Source organism: Shewanella subflava (genome assembly GCF_025971955.1).
In the GTDB taxonomy this organism is placed as follows: Bacteria; Pseudomonadota; Gammaproteobacteria; order Enterobacterales; family Shewanellaceae; genus Shewanella; species Shewanella subflava.
This window is the reverse complement of sequence record NZ_JAPDMX010000028.1, coordinates 172,271-189,268: the sequence shown is the minus strand read 5'-3', so window position 1 is coordinate 189,268 and position 16,998 is coordinate 172,271. Positions and strand designations below refer to the sequence as shown.

The 16,998-nt window shown below is 43.6% G+C and carries 10 protein-coding genes; 1 reads left to right on the top strand and 9 read right to left on the bottom strand.

What is annotated here, in order from left to right:
- Positions 1-11 precede the first annotated feature (11 nt).
- From OHT75_RS12515 to OHT75_RS12495, 5 genes are all read right to left on the bottom strand, one after another.
- Positions 12-1,310 (bottom strand): glutamate-5-semialdehyde dehydrogenase, encoded by a 1,299-nt coding sequence (locus OHT75_RS12515; protein WP_264727085.1) that lies wholly within the window; start codon positions 1,308-1,310, stop codon positions 12-14.
- Positions 1,300-2,430 (bottom strand): glutamate 5-kinase, encoded by a 1,131-nt coding sequence (gene proB / locus OHT75_RS12510; protein ID WP_264727083.1) that lies wholly within the window; start codon positions 2,428-2,430, stop codon positions 1,300-1,302. Before proB ends, OHT75_RS12515 begins: the two co-directional genes overlap by 11 nt.
- Positions 2,431-2,656: 226 nt before the next feature.
- Entirely contained in the window at positions 2,657-3,946 is a 1,290-nt protein-coding gene (locus OHT75_RS12505; RefSeq protein WP_264727080.1) for an NCS2 family permease, read from the bottom strand.
- Positions 3,947-4,653: 707 nt separating this feature from the next.
- Positions 4,654-6,360, bottom strand: coding sequence for an MFS transporter (locus OHT75_RS12500; protein WP_264727078.1), 1,707 nt, complete (start codon positions 6,358-6,360; stop codon positions 4,654-4,656).
- Between the two features lie 1,481 nt (positions 6,361-7,841).
- Positions 7,842-9,371, bottom strand: a complete 1,530-nt coding sequence (locus tag OHT75_RS12495; RefSeq protein ID WP_264727076.1) for a M17 family metallopeptidase — start codon at positions 9,369-9,371, stop codon at positions 7,842-7,844.
- A 190-nt stretch (positions 9,372-9,561) separates the two neighbouring features.
- On the opposite strand from OHT75_RS12495, the gene OHT75_RS12490 reads away from it, so the two are divergent.
- Entirely contained in the window at positions 9,562-11,022 is a 1,461-nt protein-coding gene (locus tag OHT75_RS12490; protein ID WP_264727074.1) for an aminoacyl-histidine dipeptidase, read from the top strand.
- Between the two features lie 59 nt (positions 11,023-11,081).
- On the opposite strand, the gene dinB is transcribed toward OHT75_RS12490, so the two are convergent.
- From dinB to carB, 4 genes are all read right to left on the bottom strand, one after another.
- Positions 11,082-12,164 carry a DNA polymerase IV gene (gene dinB, locus OHT75_RS12485; protein WP_264727071.1) on the bottom strand — a complete coding sequence of 361 codons (1,083 nt, stop codon included), beginning with the start codon at positions 12,162-12,164 and terminating at the stop codon, positions 11,082-11,084.
- Between the two features lie 308 nt (positions 12,165-12,472).
- Positions 12,473-12,940: a bacterioferritin gene (gene bfr / locus OHT75_RS12480; RefSeq protein WP_261297476.1), complete on the bottom strand. Its 468-nt coding sequence runs from the start codon at positions 12,938-12,940 to the stop codon at positions 12,473-12,475.
- Positions 12,941-13,096: 156 nt separating this feature from the next.
- On the bottom strand, positions 13,097-13,567 hold the full coding sequence (gene bfr / locus OHT75_RS12475) for a bacterioferritin (RefSeq protein WP_264727067.1): 471 nt from the start codon (positions 13,565-13,567) through the stop codon (positions 13,097-13,099).
- Positions 13,568-13,775: 208 nt separating this feature from the next.
- Positions 13,776-16,997: a carbamoyl-phosphate synthase large subunit gene (gene carB, locus OHT75_RS12470; RefSeq protein WP_264727065.1), complete on the bottom strand. Its 3,222-nt coding sequence runs from the start codon at positions 16,995-16,997 to the stop codon at positions 13,776-13,778.
- Position 16,998: the final 1 nt, after the last annotated feature.

Below are 16,998 nucleotides of genomic sequence, written 5' to 3'. Positions count from 1 at the left end.
AACGTGAGCCACTAACCACGGCAGGTGTAATCGCCCCACGCAAGCCATTTATAGGTGGTTAAGGCATCCAACGCCATTGGCCCTCTGGCATGCAATTTTTGAGTACTCACCGCCACCTCTGCACCTAAACCAAATTGAGCACCATCGGTAAAACGCGTGCTGGCATTAACATATACCGCCGCTGAATCAACTTGATTCATAAAGTAACTTGCCGCGTGAATATCATCGGTTAATATCGCTTCAGAATGCCCGCTTGAATGCTGACGAATATGAGCGATTGCCGCATCAATGTCAGCAACCACTTTTATGCCTAAAGTTAATGATAACCACTCAGTCGAAAACGACTCATCATCGGCAGGTGTGATATCAAACCCTAATCCACTTAAATAGCCCTGAGTTTGCTCACACACATAAAACTTCACCCCAAGGCTATGTAAATGTGCTGCCACCTTAGGGACAAAGGCTGCGGCAACTTGCTGGTCGATTAACAAGGTATCTAAAGCATTACACACGGTAGGTCGTTGCACTTTCGCGTTAGCAATCACGTCAACAGCACGGTTCAAATCAGCTTTTTTATCGACCAATAAATGGCAAATACCAATACCACCCAGAATAACTGGAATACTTGATTGTTCAGCGCATAAGCGCTGTAACGCTTGCCCGCCACGTGGAATGATCATATCGACATACTTATCTAAGCGCAGTAAACCACTTACAATTGCCCGCTCTGGGGATGCGATTAATTGCACCGCATCTTGCGGTAAGTTCAAGCTATTGAGCGCGCCTCGAATAACATCACTGAGTACTTTATTCGACTCGATGGTTTCTTTACCGCCACGTAAAATAACCGCATTACCGGTTTTTAATGCTAATACCGCAATATCCACGGTCACATTCGGGCGGGCTTCGTAAATCACGCCAACGACCCCAAGAGGCACGCTTCGCTGGGTCAGTCGTAATCCATTATCAAGTAACTGGCTGGCCGCTTCTTTACCGATAGGATCGGCAAGGGCTATCACATTATCAATGTCACCAATAATGCCGGCTAATCTCGCTTCATCAAGCAGTAAACGGTCAATCATGGCATCGGTTAACCCATTGGCCTTGGCGGCCGCCACATCTTTAGCGTTTGCAGCTAAAATCGCACTGGCATTATCAGCTAAACGTTCACTGATGGTACTGAGTAAATTATTTTTCTGGGTAGATGTTAACGTGGCAAGGGTAAAACTTGCCGCCTTGGCACGTTGACCTAAACCTTGCAAATATTCATTAATTTGCGCTTGGCTGGCGTCATCCTGATTAACTGACATGAGTTTTCTCCTTGTTTTCTAATACAACCATGTCATTGCGGTGCACAGCGGCATCCCCATAGTCATACCCTAAAATATCTTCAATTTCATTGGAATGTTTGCCGCTGATTTTACGTAAGTCAGCGGCGCAATAACGGCTTATGCCCTTAGCTAAAACACGCGTTTCTGTATTAATAATTAAAATGGTGGCGCCTCGATCAAACTCCCCTTCAATGCGGATGATCCCTTTAGACAATAAACTGCGCCCGCTTTCTACAACTGCCCGAGCAGCCCCCGCATCCACAACCAGCTTACCTTGGCTAGCAGGCCCAGCTAATATCCACTGTTTACGACTTTCTAAGGGCGAATCTATCGCACTAAAATGAGTTCCGACCGACTCCCGCAGGGCGACTTTATTAATCACATCGGGATGATGACCTGAAGCGATCACCACCTCAATTCCCGCGCGTCTCGCAATATCTGCCGCCTCAAGTTTAGTGGCCATACCGCCGGTGCCTAATCCAGAAACCGACCCACCCGCAAGTAAGCGCAAGCTGTCATCAATATTCACCACTTGTTTGATTAATTGAGCATCGGGATTGGTACGCGGATCGGCATCAAACAAGCCTTTTTGATCGGTAAGTAAAATCAACAGGTCAGCATCACACAACAACGCCGCACGAGCCGATAAGTTATCGTTATCGCCGACTTTAATTTCGTTGGTGGCGACCGCATCATTTTCATTAATAATCGGGATAATATTGTTATCTAATAGCGCGTTTAACGTATCGCGCGCATTGAGGTAGCGCTCTCTGTCTTGCAAGTCTGCACGGGTTAGCAATAGCTGACCCACATGCAAGCCATATAAACTGAACAATTGCGACCAGGCCAGAATTAATTGGCTTTGCCCCACCGCCGCAAGCAATTGTTTGTGCGCCATGGTGTCGGGCAAAATGGGATATTGTAAATGTTCACGTCCCGCGGCAATTGCACCTGAAGTGCATAACACTACTTCAACACCAGACTTCATTAAGTTAGCCATTTGTCTGGCTAATTCAACCATATGTGCCTTGTCTAATTTCTTGCTGCCGGAAGTCAGTACACTGGTGCCTAACTTCACTACCACGCGGCGATAACCCATTTAGCCTTCTCTCTAATTTACTTGATAATATTCCGAACTATTTTTATACCCAATTCAATGTTGAATTCCTAGATAAAGCTGCAATCAAATGGGTTTAAGTGCATTTTATTTGTGATCTGCCATAAAAAAGGGCTATGCATTGCATAACCCTTAATCAAATGGCGCTAATCTTGAACGCGTTAAACTTTGCAAAACAATCTTGAAAGCTCAACCGCCCTAGTTGTCGTTAGCCGTAGATAAACTTCACTAAGAACAACAAGGCAATAAATACCACTCCGGCATTTAAGTCTTTAATACGGCCCGTTAACAGCTTTATCACTAAATAAGAAATAAACCCGAAACCAATGGCGTTCGCAATAGAGAAGGTAAGCGGCATTAATAAACAAGTGACCACTACAGGTGCAGCTTCAGTCAAGTCATCCCAATCCACATTGATAAGACCAGACATCATTAAAATAGCGACATAAAATAGTGCGCCTGAAGTCGCATACGCAGGGACCATTCCAGCCAGTGGCGAAAGGAACAAGGCGGCTAAAAATAATACCCCAACCACAACAGCGGTTAAACCGGTACGACCACCAGCACTGACACCTGCTGTACTTTCAATGTAACTTGTGGTGGTTGAAGTGCCTAATGCAGCACCGGTAATGGTGGCAACACTGTCTGCGGTTAATGCACGTTTCACTCTTGGTAAACGGCCTTTATCATCTAAAAAACCACCACGTTGAGCCACAGCAACTAAGGTGCCTGATGTATCGAATAAATCGACAAACAAGAACGCAAAAATCACTGAAATCATACTGATTTCTAATACGCTTGATAAATCCATTTTCATGAATGTTGGCGCAATAGAAGGCGGCAATGACATAACCCCATTGTATTGCACATCACCAAATAGCAAACCTAATACCGTCACTATCATGATGCTTAAGATTACCGCCGCTTTCCAGCCGCGCTGCACCATAGCAATGATCAGGAAAAACCCAAGTGATGCCATTACTGCCGGAAATGAGGTGATATCACCCATAGTGACTAACGTGGCAGGACTTGCCACCACAATGCCCGCACTTTTAAGGCCGATTAATGCTAAAAACAGACCAATACCCGCAGCAATACCTAACCGTAATGACATTGGAATGCTATTCACAATCCACTCACGAATTTTGACTAGAGACAACACTAAGAAACAAACACCAGACATAAACACCGCGCCTAACGCGGTTTCCCAGCTGTATCCCATCTCGCCGACGACGGTGTAAGTGAAAAACGCATTCAGTCCCATTCCTGGTGCTAAAGCGATTGGATAATTTGCTAATAATCCCATGATCAAACAGCCAATTGCCGCCGCTAAACAGGTTGCGACAAATACTGCGCCATGATCCATCCCTGCATCAGCAAGCATCATAGGGTTAACAAAGATAATGTAAGCCATAGTTAAAAACGTAGTCAGTCCAGCAACCACTTCTTGTTTTAACGAGGTATTGTTTTGTTTCAGTTTAAATAGTTTTTCTAACATGGAACCATGTTCCTTGGATGAGGGTTAATTAATATTGTTATAATTTTGAGCAATTTCGATAATTTGACCCCGAATGCTCAAAGCCGCGAGATTATATCCCGTAATATGTCATAAAATCATACTTTGGTCGCAAAAACACCTTATAAAGCCTGAAAACAGACTTTTGCTAACAGGTTAATCATCGTCGTTCATTGCTGACGGCTTGGCTGAAATTAACGGGTTACTGGACAAAATCGGAGTGGAAGGTTTCAGTTTAATAAAACTGTAACCTGATAGAATTAAATCCTCATAGATTTGAGTTTAATTACAAGTGCAGATAATCTAGCGAGGCGCCGCAGGCACATCCATGTGGGCATAACCAAAACAAATATCATCCATGTTAAACAGCCAGTTCGGCATTCATGCCTCTCGCTCAGAAATGTTTCACTTAGTGAAACTTCGCCCTGTTTTGGATACTCGCTAGCTCATCTGCACCCGCAGTATGATCTCTTCGATTTAGCTTCATTGAACGCTGCGGGAAAGAGCTATATAAAACAGGGGTTAACTCATTTTTGAATATAAACGTTTTAGAAAAGGCAGTGTTTCAATTTACTTTTTATAAAAGTTTACCCTGACCCCACTAAATTCTGACCCCACTAAATTTTTGGCGTTTTTTGACTGGCCTAACTCGACGCCGCTTAAATGAAAGCGGCACCAAGTCAGCATCATTAAGCCGTTTGCGTTATATCTAATGTGGACGGCTTCATTACGCTAAAACGGTGGAACAGTACTAACCCCAAGGCAGCGACGACGCCAAGCCCGCCAATGATGTACCACATCAATGCTGGTTGATTAGCCGCCTTAGCTACTTCGGCATAGAGGTAGCCAGAGAGAGGCCCAGCCAATAAAAAGCCGATGGCTGATGAAACAAAGTAATAACCCATAAACATCGCTTTCTTATCGTGCGGTGCAAAACTGGCGACATACTCCTGACTTTTCGGCGAGGCCACCATTTCACCAATTGAGAACACCAGTATCGAGGTGAGTACCATAGCGCCGCCCATCAAGATACCATGGGCAAGTCCGCCTAATGCTGTGCCGAGTGCTAAAATCAGGGTACCTGCAACCAGCACGGGAAGCGGACTGAACTTCTCTGCGATACGACTGACCGCGATCTGCATCAATACGATAGAGAGGAAATTTAACCCTATAAGATACTCAGGATTAATCTGGCGATATTGGCTTGACCATTGCTCTGCGTACTGCTGTGCCAGTGTTGGGGATTGTCCTATTAGTGGCAAGGCATCATTGAGTACATTGAGCGGTACCATTATCTTGGTATGCACCAGCTCAAAATAGACTTGCTGAGCATTAATCACACCAGCAAGGTGCTCACCAGCTAAACGCTGTAGTTCACTGTTAATAAGTGACAGATCGACGGGCGCAAAGAATGCCAGCAGATCGGGCGACCATGCAAGTAACTGTACTAAGTCTTGGGTATCGACAAAGTCACGGATATAGATAGGTAAGGTAATAAATATCTGCTGATAGACCATCCAAAAACCAGAGAGTATCAATAAGTAAGTTACAAATGGCTTATTACCTACTGTAATTTTTTGTCGATACCAAGGCGCATTGCGCTGATGGCTGGCCAGGTAGTTCCATAGTCCGTGGCCACTAAACCAGAGGGCATAGGTTATTAGACAAGTTTGGCCGCTGATCCACTTTGCGCCGTAAGACATTAAGATGATTAATGTGCCAAAGAAGAGGATGGCAAAACGTGCGTTACCCAATACATCCTGAATATCCTTTAACACTTGCGAGAGTGGCTTACCTTGTTGCTTATGGGGATCTGTGGGTTCTTGGTAGAAGAAAATGGCGGGAATGAAATTAAGGCCTATCCAGAACGCCGACATGATAAACACCCAGTCCCAGCTAATGGCGCGTACATAGCCAGCGATAAAGGGGCCAAGAAATCCGCCAATATTTACCATCATGTAGAAAATACCAAAGCCTATGCCTCGATTGGTATTGTCAGTGGTTCTGGCTACAGTGCCTGTCACCACAGGTTTAAAGCAAGCCGCGCCAATCGCTACGCCCATAAAGGCGATAAAGAAACCACTGAAGCTGGTGACTTGCCCAAGCAGATAATAGCTGGGACACATAATACCGTAGGCGATTAGGAACATTTTTCGATAGCCATAACGATCGGCCAAAGCCCCGGTTAACACCGGGAACAGATAGAGAAAGAAAGGGATCATCCCTTGTAATAACCCACGTTCTTGCTCGGTAAAGCCCAAGCCACCTTGATTGTGTGGCGATGTAATGTAAAGCGATGAAAGGGTAAAGAAGCCATACCAAGCGAGTCGCTCGAAGATCTCCATGGTATTGGCGACAAAAAACGTCTTCGGTAAAGGGGTACGTTCTGTAGTCATTACTATTCTCGTATATTGTATACATTTGTTAATTTTATGCTATCGACTATTGAACGGGAATACAAGTTCGATCCAGAAGTGGGTGAAAAAGCAGTAAGGATAGAAATTAGTGGGTCAGGAAATTAGTGGGTCAGAGTAAACTTTAAAAAGGGGGTTGATATGCACATACTATTGAATGGCTTTTTCTTCCCTGAATGGCGCACTCGATGAATATGTTCGAGCTTACCCTACCTTGTCCTTAAGTTTTGATACTTTAATCTACTTTATACTTTTTAACTCAATGTTTTAATAAAAGTTGTACTGGGTAGGTTAAGTGAGTCCGTGACGGCAATCTAATCCATTGCCTGCCGCTGGGATGTTCAGGATGAACGGAATGTCGCGTTTACATGGATGTGAAAGAGCGACCTTATGTGCAAGCACGACCGTGACACGCTGCACTCTTTTATAAATCAAAGGTCCCTGAAATTTTCGTCTCTTCGATTTAGCATTGTTTGTTACTAATAGAAAAAACATAAAAATTTAATTCAAAGTATCATTTTGCTTTAAATCTTGGGTTCAAATAAAGCCAAATCGAAGAGATAAAATGGCCCGGTGTAGATACGGCTGAGGGTATCGAAAACAGGGACGTTTTCGTTAAGCGGCCATGGATGGCGTAAAGCGCCCCGAAGCAGGATCTACAAAGGGATTATTACCTATTAGATTTAAATTGAGGTCATCGAGACTCTTTATTTCGAGAACCCGTGAGCTTGGCATGGATGCCAAACTAGCTTTCGTTAGGCCATGGTCACTCTTTGACATCCCTGCCACCGTGACATTTGTAAATCCGTTTATTTCAAACGCCAATAACTGCTCATTCATGCCTATGAAATAACAAAAAACAGGCAAAAAAAAGCCTACTCATAGAGTAGGCTGACATGGTTCAAGCATCCCGTTGGGGAACGGAAAACTAGTATCACTTGGGGGAGTGATAAGGGAATCAATCAAGTTGATCAATTACCCGAGTCAAAACGTCAAAACGACGAAAAAAGGTGGTGAACGGTCAAACGGAAATAAGTAAAGCGATTTAAAACTTCATGGCGAATAAACCGCCACGCAAAACTTCTGGGTTAATCCAAGTGTTTTGCCAATAAATTTTGCCATTGCCTAAATAAGACATAATAAATTCTCCAAATTAAAGTTGTTAAACCTAGTAGTGGCTCTGGTCCATGGAACTTACTTTTTCTCAATCCATTGAGACAACTTTCTTTCACTCGTTTCCTTGGAGATAACATCCATCCTGGATTTACTAGTATTGACGGCGTCACGCCAGCCAACGAGAGTAATTATACGAAACTGTAATTAAATTACAAGTATTTTTTGATCTTAATCATAAAAAACCTTTATTAAGTAATATCATTACAAAATAAAGGTTTTAACATTTTCAGATCAACTTATTAACAAAGAGCTATATAACTGTTATTAAAGGATAATCTTGCAACAAATTAACTTTTAGCGAAATGTAATAAAGCAACCAAAGGTTGAGCGGTCGGTTTACCGTATAACGGGTCACCCTCTGTCGCACTACCAGCAATGTCGATATGGGTATAACTCAATGGTAAATCACTTTGTAAATGATGTAAGTCTAACCCTGAAGCCTTGAGCAAAAAGGCTGCCGGATATTGATGACCACGTGCAGTCACTGATGACGGAGCATTATTGGAGGAGATCACATCAGCAGCGCCATTTTTATCTGCCACTTTATCGAAGTCTTCTGGGCGTAAATAAGACACTTCAAAAGGCTCTGCCCATTGTTGGCCAATCTGTTGAAGCTTTGCGGCTACACCTTGCTGCTTGGCCACAGCATTTTCAACCAATGCGCTATAACCGCCGTAAGCACGAACTACATGCCCAGTTAATGTTGCTACTGAAAACAAACTTGGGGCGATAGATTGGGTTGCTTGAATACGTAAATGCGATAATAAGTCGGCTAATACTAGGCGCCCTTCGGCATCCGTATTACCAATACGGACACGCACTCCGGCATGACTGGTAATAATTTCATCGGTGACAAATGCTTCGCTGCCTATGCTGTTACGCACTAAACCTAATTCAGCAATCACTTTGACCCCTTTGGGTTTAAGCAGTGATAATGTTTTCATTAACCCCGCTACCGCAGCGGCGCCGCCTTTATCGCGGCTCATTCCCGCCATTCCCCCAGCGATTTTGATATCGGCTCCGCCTGTGTCGTAAACCACACCTTTACCAGCAAATAACAAGGTTCGGTTAATTTCGCCCTCGCCTGTATAAGTCAGTTTAACAACTCGTGGGTGATGTCTAGCAACATCAAATGAGCTGCGCCCCACTGCACTCAATAACGGGTAGTCTTTCAGTAACGTGGCTTTATCATCCACAACGGCAACCTCAAGGTCACTGTCTTTAAAGGAAGTAACACAGTAGTTGGCAAAATGAATCGCGCTCATCCGCTCCGGTTCGGTGCCACATAAGTCTCGAGCCAACACCCTGCCTGCTTCGAGGGCATTTAACAAATCACTTTTCGGGTGGCTGCTCATCACGCCAATGGCACTGAAGGCGGGTGATAACGCTTGGGCCTCACGTGTTTCCAGTGGTTGCCATAACACTTGTCCACACGCCAATGCAGCAACATCTGCCGCAAAACTGAATCTGTGATCGGTTGATGCCGCCACTACCAGCAAAGGTTTATTCGCGCCGGCATCTTTGGCTATCGTAATACCTTCTTTGGCGGCTTTAGCATAAATACGCACATCGGCGTAATCATCATTTCCAGTAACAGGCGAGATAATCAAGCGACCACCTGCCAGTCCTGGGGCAAATAATAACGTGGCTTGTTTACCAACCCGATGATCGATGTGCTTGGCGTGCTCTGCCAACAAACTAATTTCTTGCTGGGCTACATCATTCAAATTAGGTGTGACAACCACTACGGCATCAAAACCTTCACCGTCAAAAATAGCTTGATCGTTATTTACATCAATTACTGGCACCTGAAACATGGTTTTTCCTTATTATTGTTTTCACTATGGCGATAGCAGCACATGAACTTTTTTAGATCACATCAGCTTTTAAAGTTAATTAATATTTACATAATAGCGTTTATAGATCTAAGAAAAAACACGCTGTCACAATAGCATTTAAACAGCCTATGTTAGAATAACGCCATATTTTTCAGATTGAGGATGTTCCGTGACCGCATTAAACCAATTATATCCACAACCTCTATGGCAATGGTTCGAACAAATTTGTGCTATTCCCCACCCTTCTAAGCATGAACAAGCATTATCAAATCACATTCAACAGTGGGCAAAAGGTAAAGGCCTTAGCGTTGTTGAAGACAAAGTAGGTAACCTTATTATCCGTAAGCCTGCTACACCTGGCATGGAAAACCGCAAAATTGTCGTGCTGCAGGCACACATTGATATGGTGCCGCAAAAGAATGCAGATAAAGTGCATGACTTTGAAAAAGATCCTATCGAAGCCTATGTTGATGGCGAGTGGGTAAAAGCGAAAGGCACCACTTTAGGGTCAGATAATGGCATTGGTATGGCATCAGCGTTAGCGGTTTTAGCCAGCGATGACATTAAACACGGCCCTTTAGAAGTGTTATTAACCATTGATGAAGAAGCTGGCATGACTGGCGCATTTGGCCTAGAAGCCGGGTATTTAGACGCCGAGATTTTGATCAACACCGACTCTGAACAAGAAGGTGAAATTTACATGGGCTGTGCTGGCGGTGTGGATGCGCAGATATCCCTTCCCTTGTCATGGCAAGCACCAGAGTTAAGTAATCAATCATTCAAGCTGACATTGTCAGGCATTAAAGGCGGTCACTCAGGGGTAAACATTCACCTTGGCCGTGGTAATGCCAACAAATTACTGGCGCGTTTCTTATTTAAATATAGCGATGAATTAGCCCTAGAATTAGTTGATTTCACTGGTGGCTCGCTGCGTAATGCCATTCCGCGTGAGGCCAGCATTAGCTTTATGTTACCAAGTGAAAATGTTGACGCCTTAAAGCAAGCGATCAGTGATTTTCAAGCCGTTGTCCGTGCAGAGTTAGCCATTGCCGATCCAAGCATGTTACTGACTCTTAAATCAATTGATGCCCCTGCCAAAGTGATGGGTGAAGATGCGCAAAACTGTTTAATCGATTTCTTGCATGCTTGCCCCAATGGCGTGATGCGCATGAGTGATGAAGTTGCAGGCGTGACAGAAACGTCATTAAACGTTGGCGTGATAAATACTGAACAGGAAAGCGTTGAAATATTATGCTTAATTCGTTCATTAATTGATTCTGGTCGAGATGAAGTGCAAGGCATGTTAAATGCGTTAGCCAATCTTGCCGGTGCCAGCATTGAATTTAGTGGCGCATATCCTGGCTGGAAGCCAGATAACAGCTCGCCGGTTATGGCAATTGTGCGCGACACCTATAACGACATTTATAAAAAAGACCCAACCATTATGGTGATCCATGCAGGTCTTGAGTGTGGCTTATTTAAAGAGCCTTACCCAAACATGGACATGGTGTCGATTGGCCCAACCATTCGCTACCCGCATAGCCCTGATGAAATGGTTAACATTGAAACCGTTGGTCAATACTGGCAGCTACTATTAGCAGTGTTAGAGCGCATTCCAGAAAAAGCTTAAACGGCTGTTAACGCTAACAAGATTTTGATATTCCCTATCAGCCTTGCGTAAGCAAAATATTAAAACTGCAAATCGAGTTGGGTAACCGACTTAGTTTGCAGTTTTTTTTCATTCGATTCTCCCACATCAGCTAAACCAACACTGACCCCTAATAATCGTATGCCTCTGCCATTAGTGCGAGATAAAGCTTGTGCTAATAAGTCATAAAACAAATTAACCGACATTTCTGCACTACGATGTTCTATGGTGGTTTGTTTAAAGTCATTAAATTTAATTTTTACCACTTGCTTGCTTATCTGCCTACCTTTGGCACTGCGGTTGACTCGGGTATCTAACTCTTGAATCAATTGCGGCAAGACTTGATGGCATTGTGCTAGGGTAAAAATGTCTTTTGCGAGGGTGGTTTCTACCCCAACCGACTTACGCACTCGATTGTTACTAATAGGCCTTGAATCAATACCATTGGCGCGTTCAATCAGTACTGCGCCAAACTTGCCAAAGGCTTCAAGCAATTTGTTTTTCGGATACTGCTGCACATCGGCACAGGTTTCTAATCCCAACAGCGACAGCTTTTGTGCTGTTACCTTGCCGACGCCCGGAATTTTCTTTAGTGGTAAAGTGCGCACAAATTCAGGAATATCATCAGGAGTTATCACATACTGGCCATTAGGTTTATTTAAGTCGGACGCTATTTTGGCAAGAAACTTAATTGGTGCGATGCCCGCCGATGCTGTTAATCCGGTTTCAGCTTCAATGTCTGCTCGAATAGCTTTGGCAATTAAAGTGGCACTGCCGTGGTGTAATTGGCAATCTGACACATCAAGAAATGCCTCATCTAAAGATAAAGGTTCTATCAGATCACTATATCGATTGAATATTGCTCTTATCTGCTGCGATACCTGTTTATAAACCTGCATGCGACCAGGCACTAATACCAAGTTAGGACATAGCTTTAATGCATGATAGCTAGACATTGCTGAACGCACCCCAAATTGACGAGCGGCATAATTACAGGTACTGATCACTCCACGGCGATCACTGCGACCACCTACCGCAATGGGCTTATCACGCAATTCAGGAAAATCACGCATTTCAACGGCAGCAAAATAACAGTCCATGTCGATATGAATAATTTTTCGCATAGTGTAATCAAAAGTGATCAGAATACCTTGATAATACTGTATATAAAAACAGTATTCAATATAAGGGGCCAACATAGAAGTACTGCAGATCAACAGGGCGTGACGAACGGGTTAGCAGAATGAGCAAATTTAGATGCTCAGCAGCTAGTTAACTACATGACAGCGAATAATATTGGCATCGGCTGATGTGTATACCGTAAAGGGTATGACAAAGGAACAGCTAGAATGCCACTATGTCTTCTAGATAAAAAAGCCCACCATCTTGCGATGTTGGGCTTTCATTTAAAATGTAGATTTAAGCGGATAAATTACATTTTAGTTTGTAAATAGTTTTGTAAACCAACACGCTCAATTAAACGTAATTGCTTTTCTAACCAATACATGTGATCAGACTCGGTATCATCAAGTAAAACCTCTAAGATTTCACGGGTTTGATAATCGCCTTTTTCTTCACATAGCTTGATCACTTTACGTAAATCGTCAGCCACTTTGTATTCATACTGTAGGTCATTTTTCAGCATTTCTTGTACATCTTTACCGATGTTTAATGCTTCACGACTCGCCACATCTGGCGTGCCTTCTAAAAACAGAATGCGTTGCACTAATTTAGCGGCATGGACTTTCTCGTCGTCAGACTCATGAAGAATACGAGTATATAACTCATCAAATCCCCAATCTTCATACATATGTGCATGGACAAAATATTGATCCATTGCTGATAGTTCGCCTGTTAACAAGCTGTTTAGTGCGTCAATGACTTCTGGATTGCCTTTCATAATCTTGTCCTATTCATCTTAAATTTGTGATTGAAGTGACGGTTTAATTAGGGTTGTGAAATGAATACCTATGTCTCAACCCAAGTAAAATGTCGTGCTTCATCTCCACCTTTAAGTAGCTGTTCAAGCTAATCGAGGTGATATAATATTGTGCGATTAATCTTTAATTTGTGATTGAAGATAATTCTGGATGCCCGTTTGACCGATAAGCTCTTGCTGAGACTCAATCCAATCTAAATGCTCTTCTTCATCTTCAAGCAAGTCTTCAAGTAAATCACGTGACACGTAGTCTTGTTCTGTTTCACACAATTTGATCACATCACGTAGTACCGCAATTTGCTCGGTTACTGCTTCTTTATCGCAGCTCAACATCTCTTGCGCTTCTTCACCAATACGCAGCTTATCGAGTTGCTGTAAATTAGGTAATCCTTCAAGAAATAAAACACGTTCGATCAGTTTATCGGCATGCTTCATGTCTTGAATCGATTTTTTATATTCTTTTTCGTTAAGCTTTTCTAAACCCCAATGCTTAAACATACGCGCATGAAGGAAGTATTGGTTAATCGCAGTCAGCTCGAAGGTTAATACGCGATTTAATTGGCTGATGACTTTTGGGTGACCTTTCATAATGATGTCCTTGATAGCAAAACTTGATCTGGATCAATGTCGAATAGAATAGTGCAATAGAGCACAAATTGCAAATTTTCCTTTAAATTCATATACATAATATTGATAACCATTGTCATTATCACTAAGGTTTGTAACTTAGGTTAAATTACGACCATAAAAAAAGCCTTCAAAATGAAGGCTCTTTACAATGTATGTTTGCTAACGTTTAGCCAGTGATACGTTTATGTAACTCTTGCACCGAGTTGACATTGGTACGGTCATCGGCAGCATGCGCAAGACATGTTGCAAACGCAGCATTCAATGTGGTGGTGTAATTCACTTTGTAACGTAATGCACCGCGACGGATTTGACGAGAGTCTTCAATCGCTTGACGACCTTCAGTAGTGTTAACAATGTAGGTATACTCATCATTCTTGATACGGTCAAGAATATGTGGGCGACCTTCATGAACCTTGTTCACTAAACGAGGGTTAATGCCCGCTTCACCTAAAACCACTGCTGTACCGTGGGTTGCATCAATCTCGTAACCCAGCTCAATTAACTTAGCGGCAAGAGCGGCGACACGCTTTTTATCACTGTTACGAACAGATAATAAAGCACGGCCAGATTTAGGCACTTCAGACGTCGCACCTAACTGCGCTTTAGCATACGCTTCTGCGAAGGTTTCACCTACCCCCATCACTTCACCTGTTGAACGCATTTCAGGCCCTAATAAAGGGTCAACGCCAGGGAATTTATTGAAAGGCAATACCACTTCTTTTACTGAAAAGAACGGTGGGATAACTTCTTGAGTGAAGTTTTGCGATTTCAAGCTTTGGCCAGCCATCACACGAGCAGCAATTTTAGCTAATGGTACACCAGTCGCTTTAGAGACAAATGGTACCGTACGCGCTGCACGTGGGTTAACTTCAATCATGTAGATTTCGTTATCTTTGACGGCAAACTGTACGTTCATTAAGCCAATCACGCCTAACTCAAATGCCAACTTAGACACTTGCTCGCGCATTTGTGCCTGAATGTCAGCGCTTAAGCTGTATGGCGGTAATGAGCAACCAGAGTCACCTGAGTGAACGCCTGCTTGTTCAATGTGCTCCATAATGGCGCCAACCACCACGGTTTCACCATCACATACCGCATCGATATCCACTTCAATCGCATCATCTAAGAAGTGATCAAGTAACACTGGTGATGCGTTAGAAACTTTAACGGCTTCTTTAAAGTAGCGTAGTAAATCTTGCTTGTCGTAGACGATTTCCATCGCACGGCCACCGAGTACATACGATGGACGAACCACTAGCGGATAACCAATTTTCTCAGCTTCAATAACCGCACTTTCAACGGTTGTTACCGTTGCGTTTTCTGGCTGCTTCATACCAAGACGTTGAATCGCTTGCTGGAAGCGCTCACGGTCTTCTGCGCGGTCAATCGCATCAGGGCTAGTACCAATAATTGGCACGCCTGCGGCTTCTAATTCACGCGCTAATTTTAGCGGAGTTTGGCCACCATACTGAACGATAACGCCCTTTGGCTTTTCGATACGCACGATTTCTAATACATCTTCCAGTGTTACTGGCTCGAAGTAGAGTCTATCTGAAGTATCGTAGTCAGTTGATACGGTTTCAGGGTTACAGTTAACCATGATGGTTTCATAACCGTCTTCACGCAAAGCTAACGCCGCATGAACACAACAGTAATCAAATTCAATACCTTGACCAATACGGTTAGGACCACCACCTAAAACCATGATTTTTTCACGGTCCGATGGGTTCGCTTCACACTCTTCTTCATAGGTTGAGTACATGTAAGCGGTATCGGTTGAGAATTCCGCCGCACAGGTATCTACGCGCTTGTAAACAGGGTGAATTTCATGACGGTGACGTAACTTACGTATTTCGCTTTCATTCACACCAAGTACTTGTGCTAAACGCGCATCAGAGAAACCTTTACGCTTTAATTGACGTAAGAAGTTTTGCTCTAAACCTGACATGCCTAACTCGGCCACTTTAGCTTCTTGGGCAATCAAATCTTCGATTTGAATCAAGAACCAATGATCTATGTTGGTCAATGCAAAAATATCATCACGGCTTAAACCAGCACGGAATGCATCAGCTATGTACCAAATACGATCACAACCTGGCTCTTTTAATTCATGGCGAATGGTTTGCATGGCTTCTGACGATTGTAAATCGACAATCGGGTCAAAACCACTGCGACCCACTTCAAGGCCACGTAATGCTTTTTGCAATGACTCCTGGAAAGTACGGCCAATGGCCATCACTTCACCCACTGACTTCATTTGCGTGGTTAGGCGATCATTTGCACCAGCAAACTTTTCAAAGTTAAAGCGTGGAATTTTAGTCACAACGTAATCGATGGCAGGCTCGAACGATGCGGGTGTTTTACCGCCAGTAATATCGTTGCTTAGCTCGTCAAGGGTAAACCCAACCGCTAACTTAGCCGCAATTTTAGCAATCGGGAAACCCGTTGCTTTTGAGGCGAGTGCAGATGAACGCGATACACGCGGATTCATCTCAATAATCACCATACGACCCGTTTTAGGGCAAATACCAAACTGGACGTTTGAACCACCGGTTTCAACACCAATTTCACGCAGTACTGCTAACGAAGCATTACGCATTAATTGGTATTCTTTATCGGTTAAGGTTTGCGCTGGCGCAACAGTGATGGAGTCACCGGTGTGAACCCCCATTGGATCGAAGTTTTCAATCGCACACACGATAATACAGTTATCGTTGCGGTCACGAACCACTTCCATTTCGTATTCTTTCCAACCAATTAGTGATTCATCAATCAATAACTCGTTAGTTGGCGACAAATCTAAGCCTTGAGAGCAAATCTCTTCAAACTCTTCTTTGTTATAGGCAATACCGCCACCGCTGCCACCCATGGTGAATGATGGACGAATAATACAGGGGAAACCGACCATATCGAGCACGCCATAGGCTTCGTCCATATTATGGGCAATGCCCGCACGTGGACATTCTAAGCCGATAGCTTTCATGGCTTTGTCAAAACGACTACGGTCTTCAGCTTTGTCGATTGCATCAGCTGTTGCACCTATCATTTCAACGTTAAATTCTTTAAGTACGCCTTTCGCCTCAAGCTGAAGAGCGCAGTTCAGTGCGGTTTGTCCACCCATTGTAGGTAGAATGGCATCTGGACGCTCTTTAGCAATAATGTTGCGTACAACTTCCCAGTGAATGGGCTCGATATAGGTTGCATCGGCCATTTCAGGGTCGGTCATAATCGTGGCTGGATTAGAGTTAACCAGGATCACACGGTAGCCTTCTTCACGAAGGGCTTTACAGGCTTGGGCACCTGAATAATCGAATTCACACGCCTGACCAATTACAATTGGACCGGCACCTAGGATAAGAATACTTTTTATATCGGTACGTTTTGGCATT

Bases quoted from the DNA above. Each gene is read 5' to 3' on its own strand.
- OHT75_RS12515 (WP_264727085.1), bottom strand. From the start codon at position 1,310: ATGTCAGTTAATCAGGATGACGCCAGCCAAGCGCAAATTAATGAATAT.
- proB (WP_264727083.1), bottom strand. From the start codon at position 2,430: ATGGGTTATCGCCGCGTGGTAGTGAAGTTAGGCACCAGTGTACTGACT.
- OHT75_RS12505 (WP_264727080.1), bottom strand. From the start codon at position 3,946: ATGTTAGAAAAACTATTTAAACTGAAACAAAACAATACCTCGTTAAAA.
- OHT75_RS12500 (WP_264727078.1), bottom strand. From the start codon at position 6,360: ATGACTACAGAACGTACCCCTTTACCGAAGACGTTTTTTGTCGCCAAT.
- OHT75_RS12495 (WP_264727076.1), bottom strand. From the start codon at position 9,371: ATGTTTCAGGTGCCAGTAATTGATGTAAATAACGATCAAGCTATTTTT.
- dinB (WP_264727071.1), bottom strand. From the start codon at position 12,164: ATGCGAAAAATTATTCATATCGACATGGACTGTTATTTTGCTGCCGTT.
- bfr (WP_261297476.1), bottom strand. From the start codon at position 12,940: ATGAAAGGCAATCCAGAAGTCATTGACGCACTAAACAGCTTGTTAACA.
- bfr (WP_264727067.1), bottom strand. From the start codon at position 13,567: ATGAAAGGTCACCCAAAAGTCATCAGCCAATTAAATCGCGTATTAACC.
- carB (WP_264727065.1), bottom strand. From the start codon at position 16,997: ATGCCAAAACGTACCGATATAAAAAGTATTCTTATCCTAGGTGCCGGT.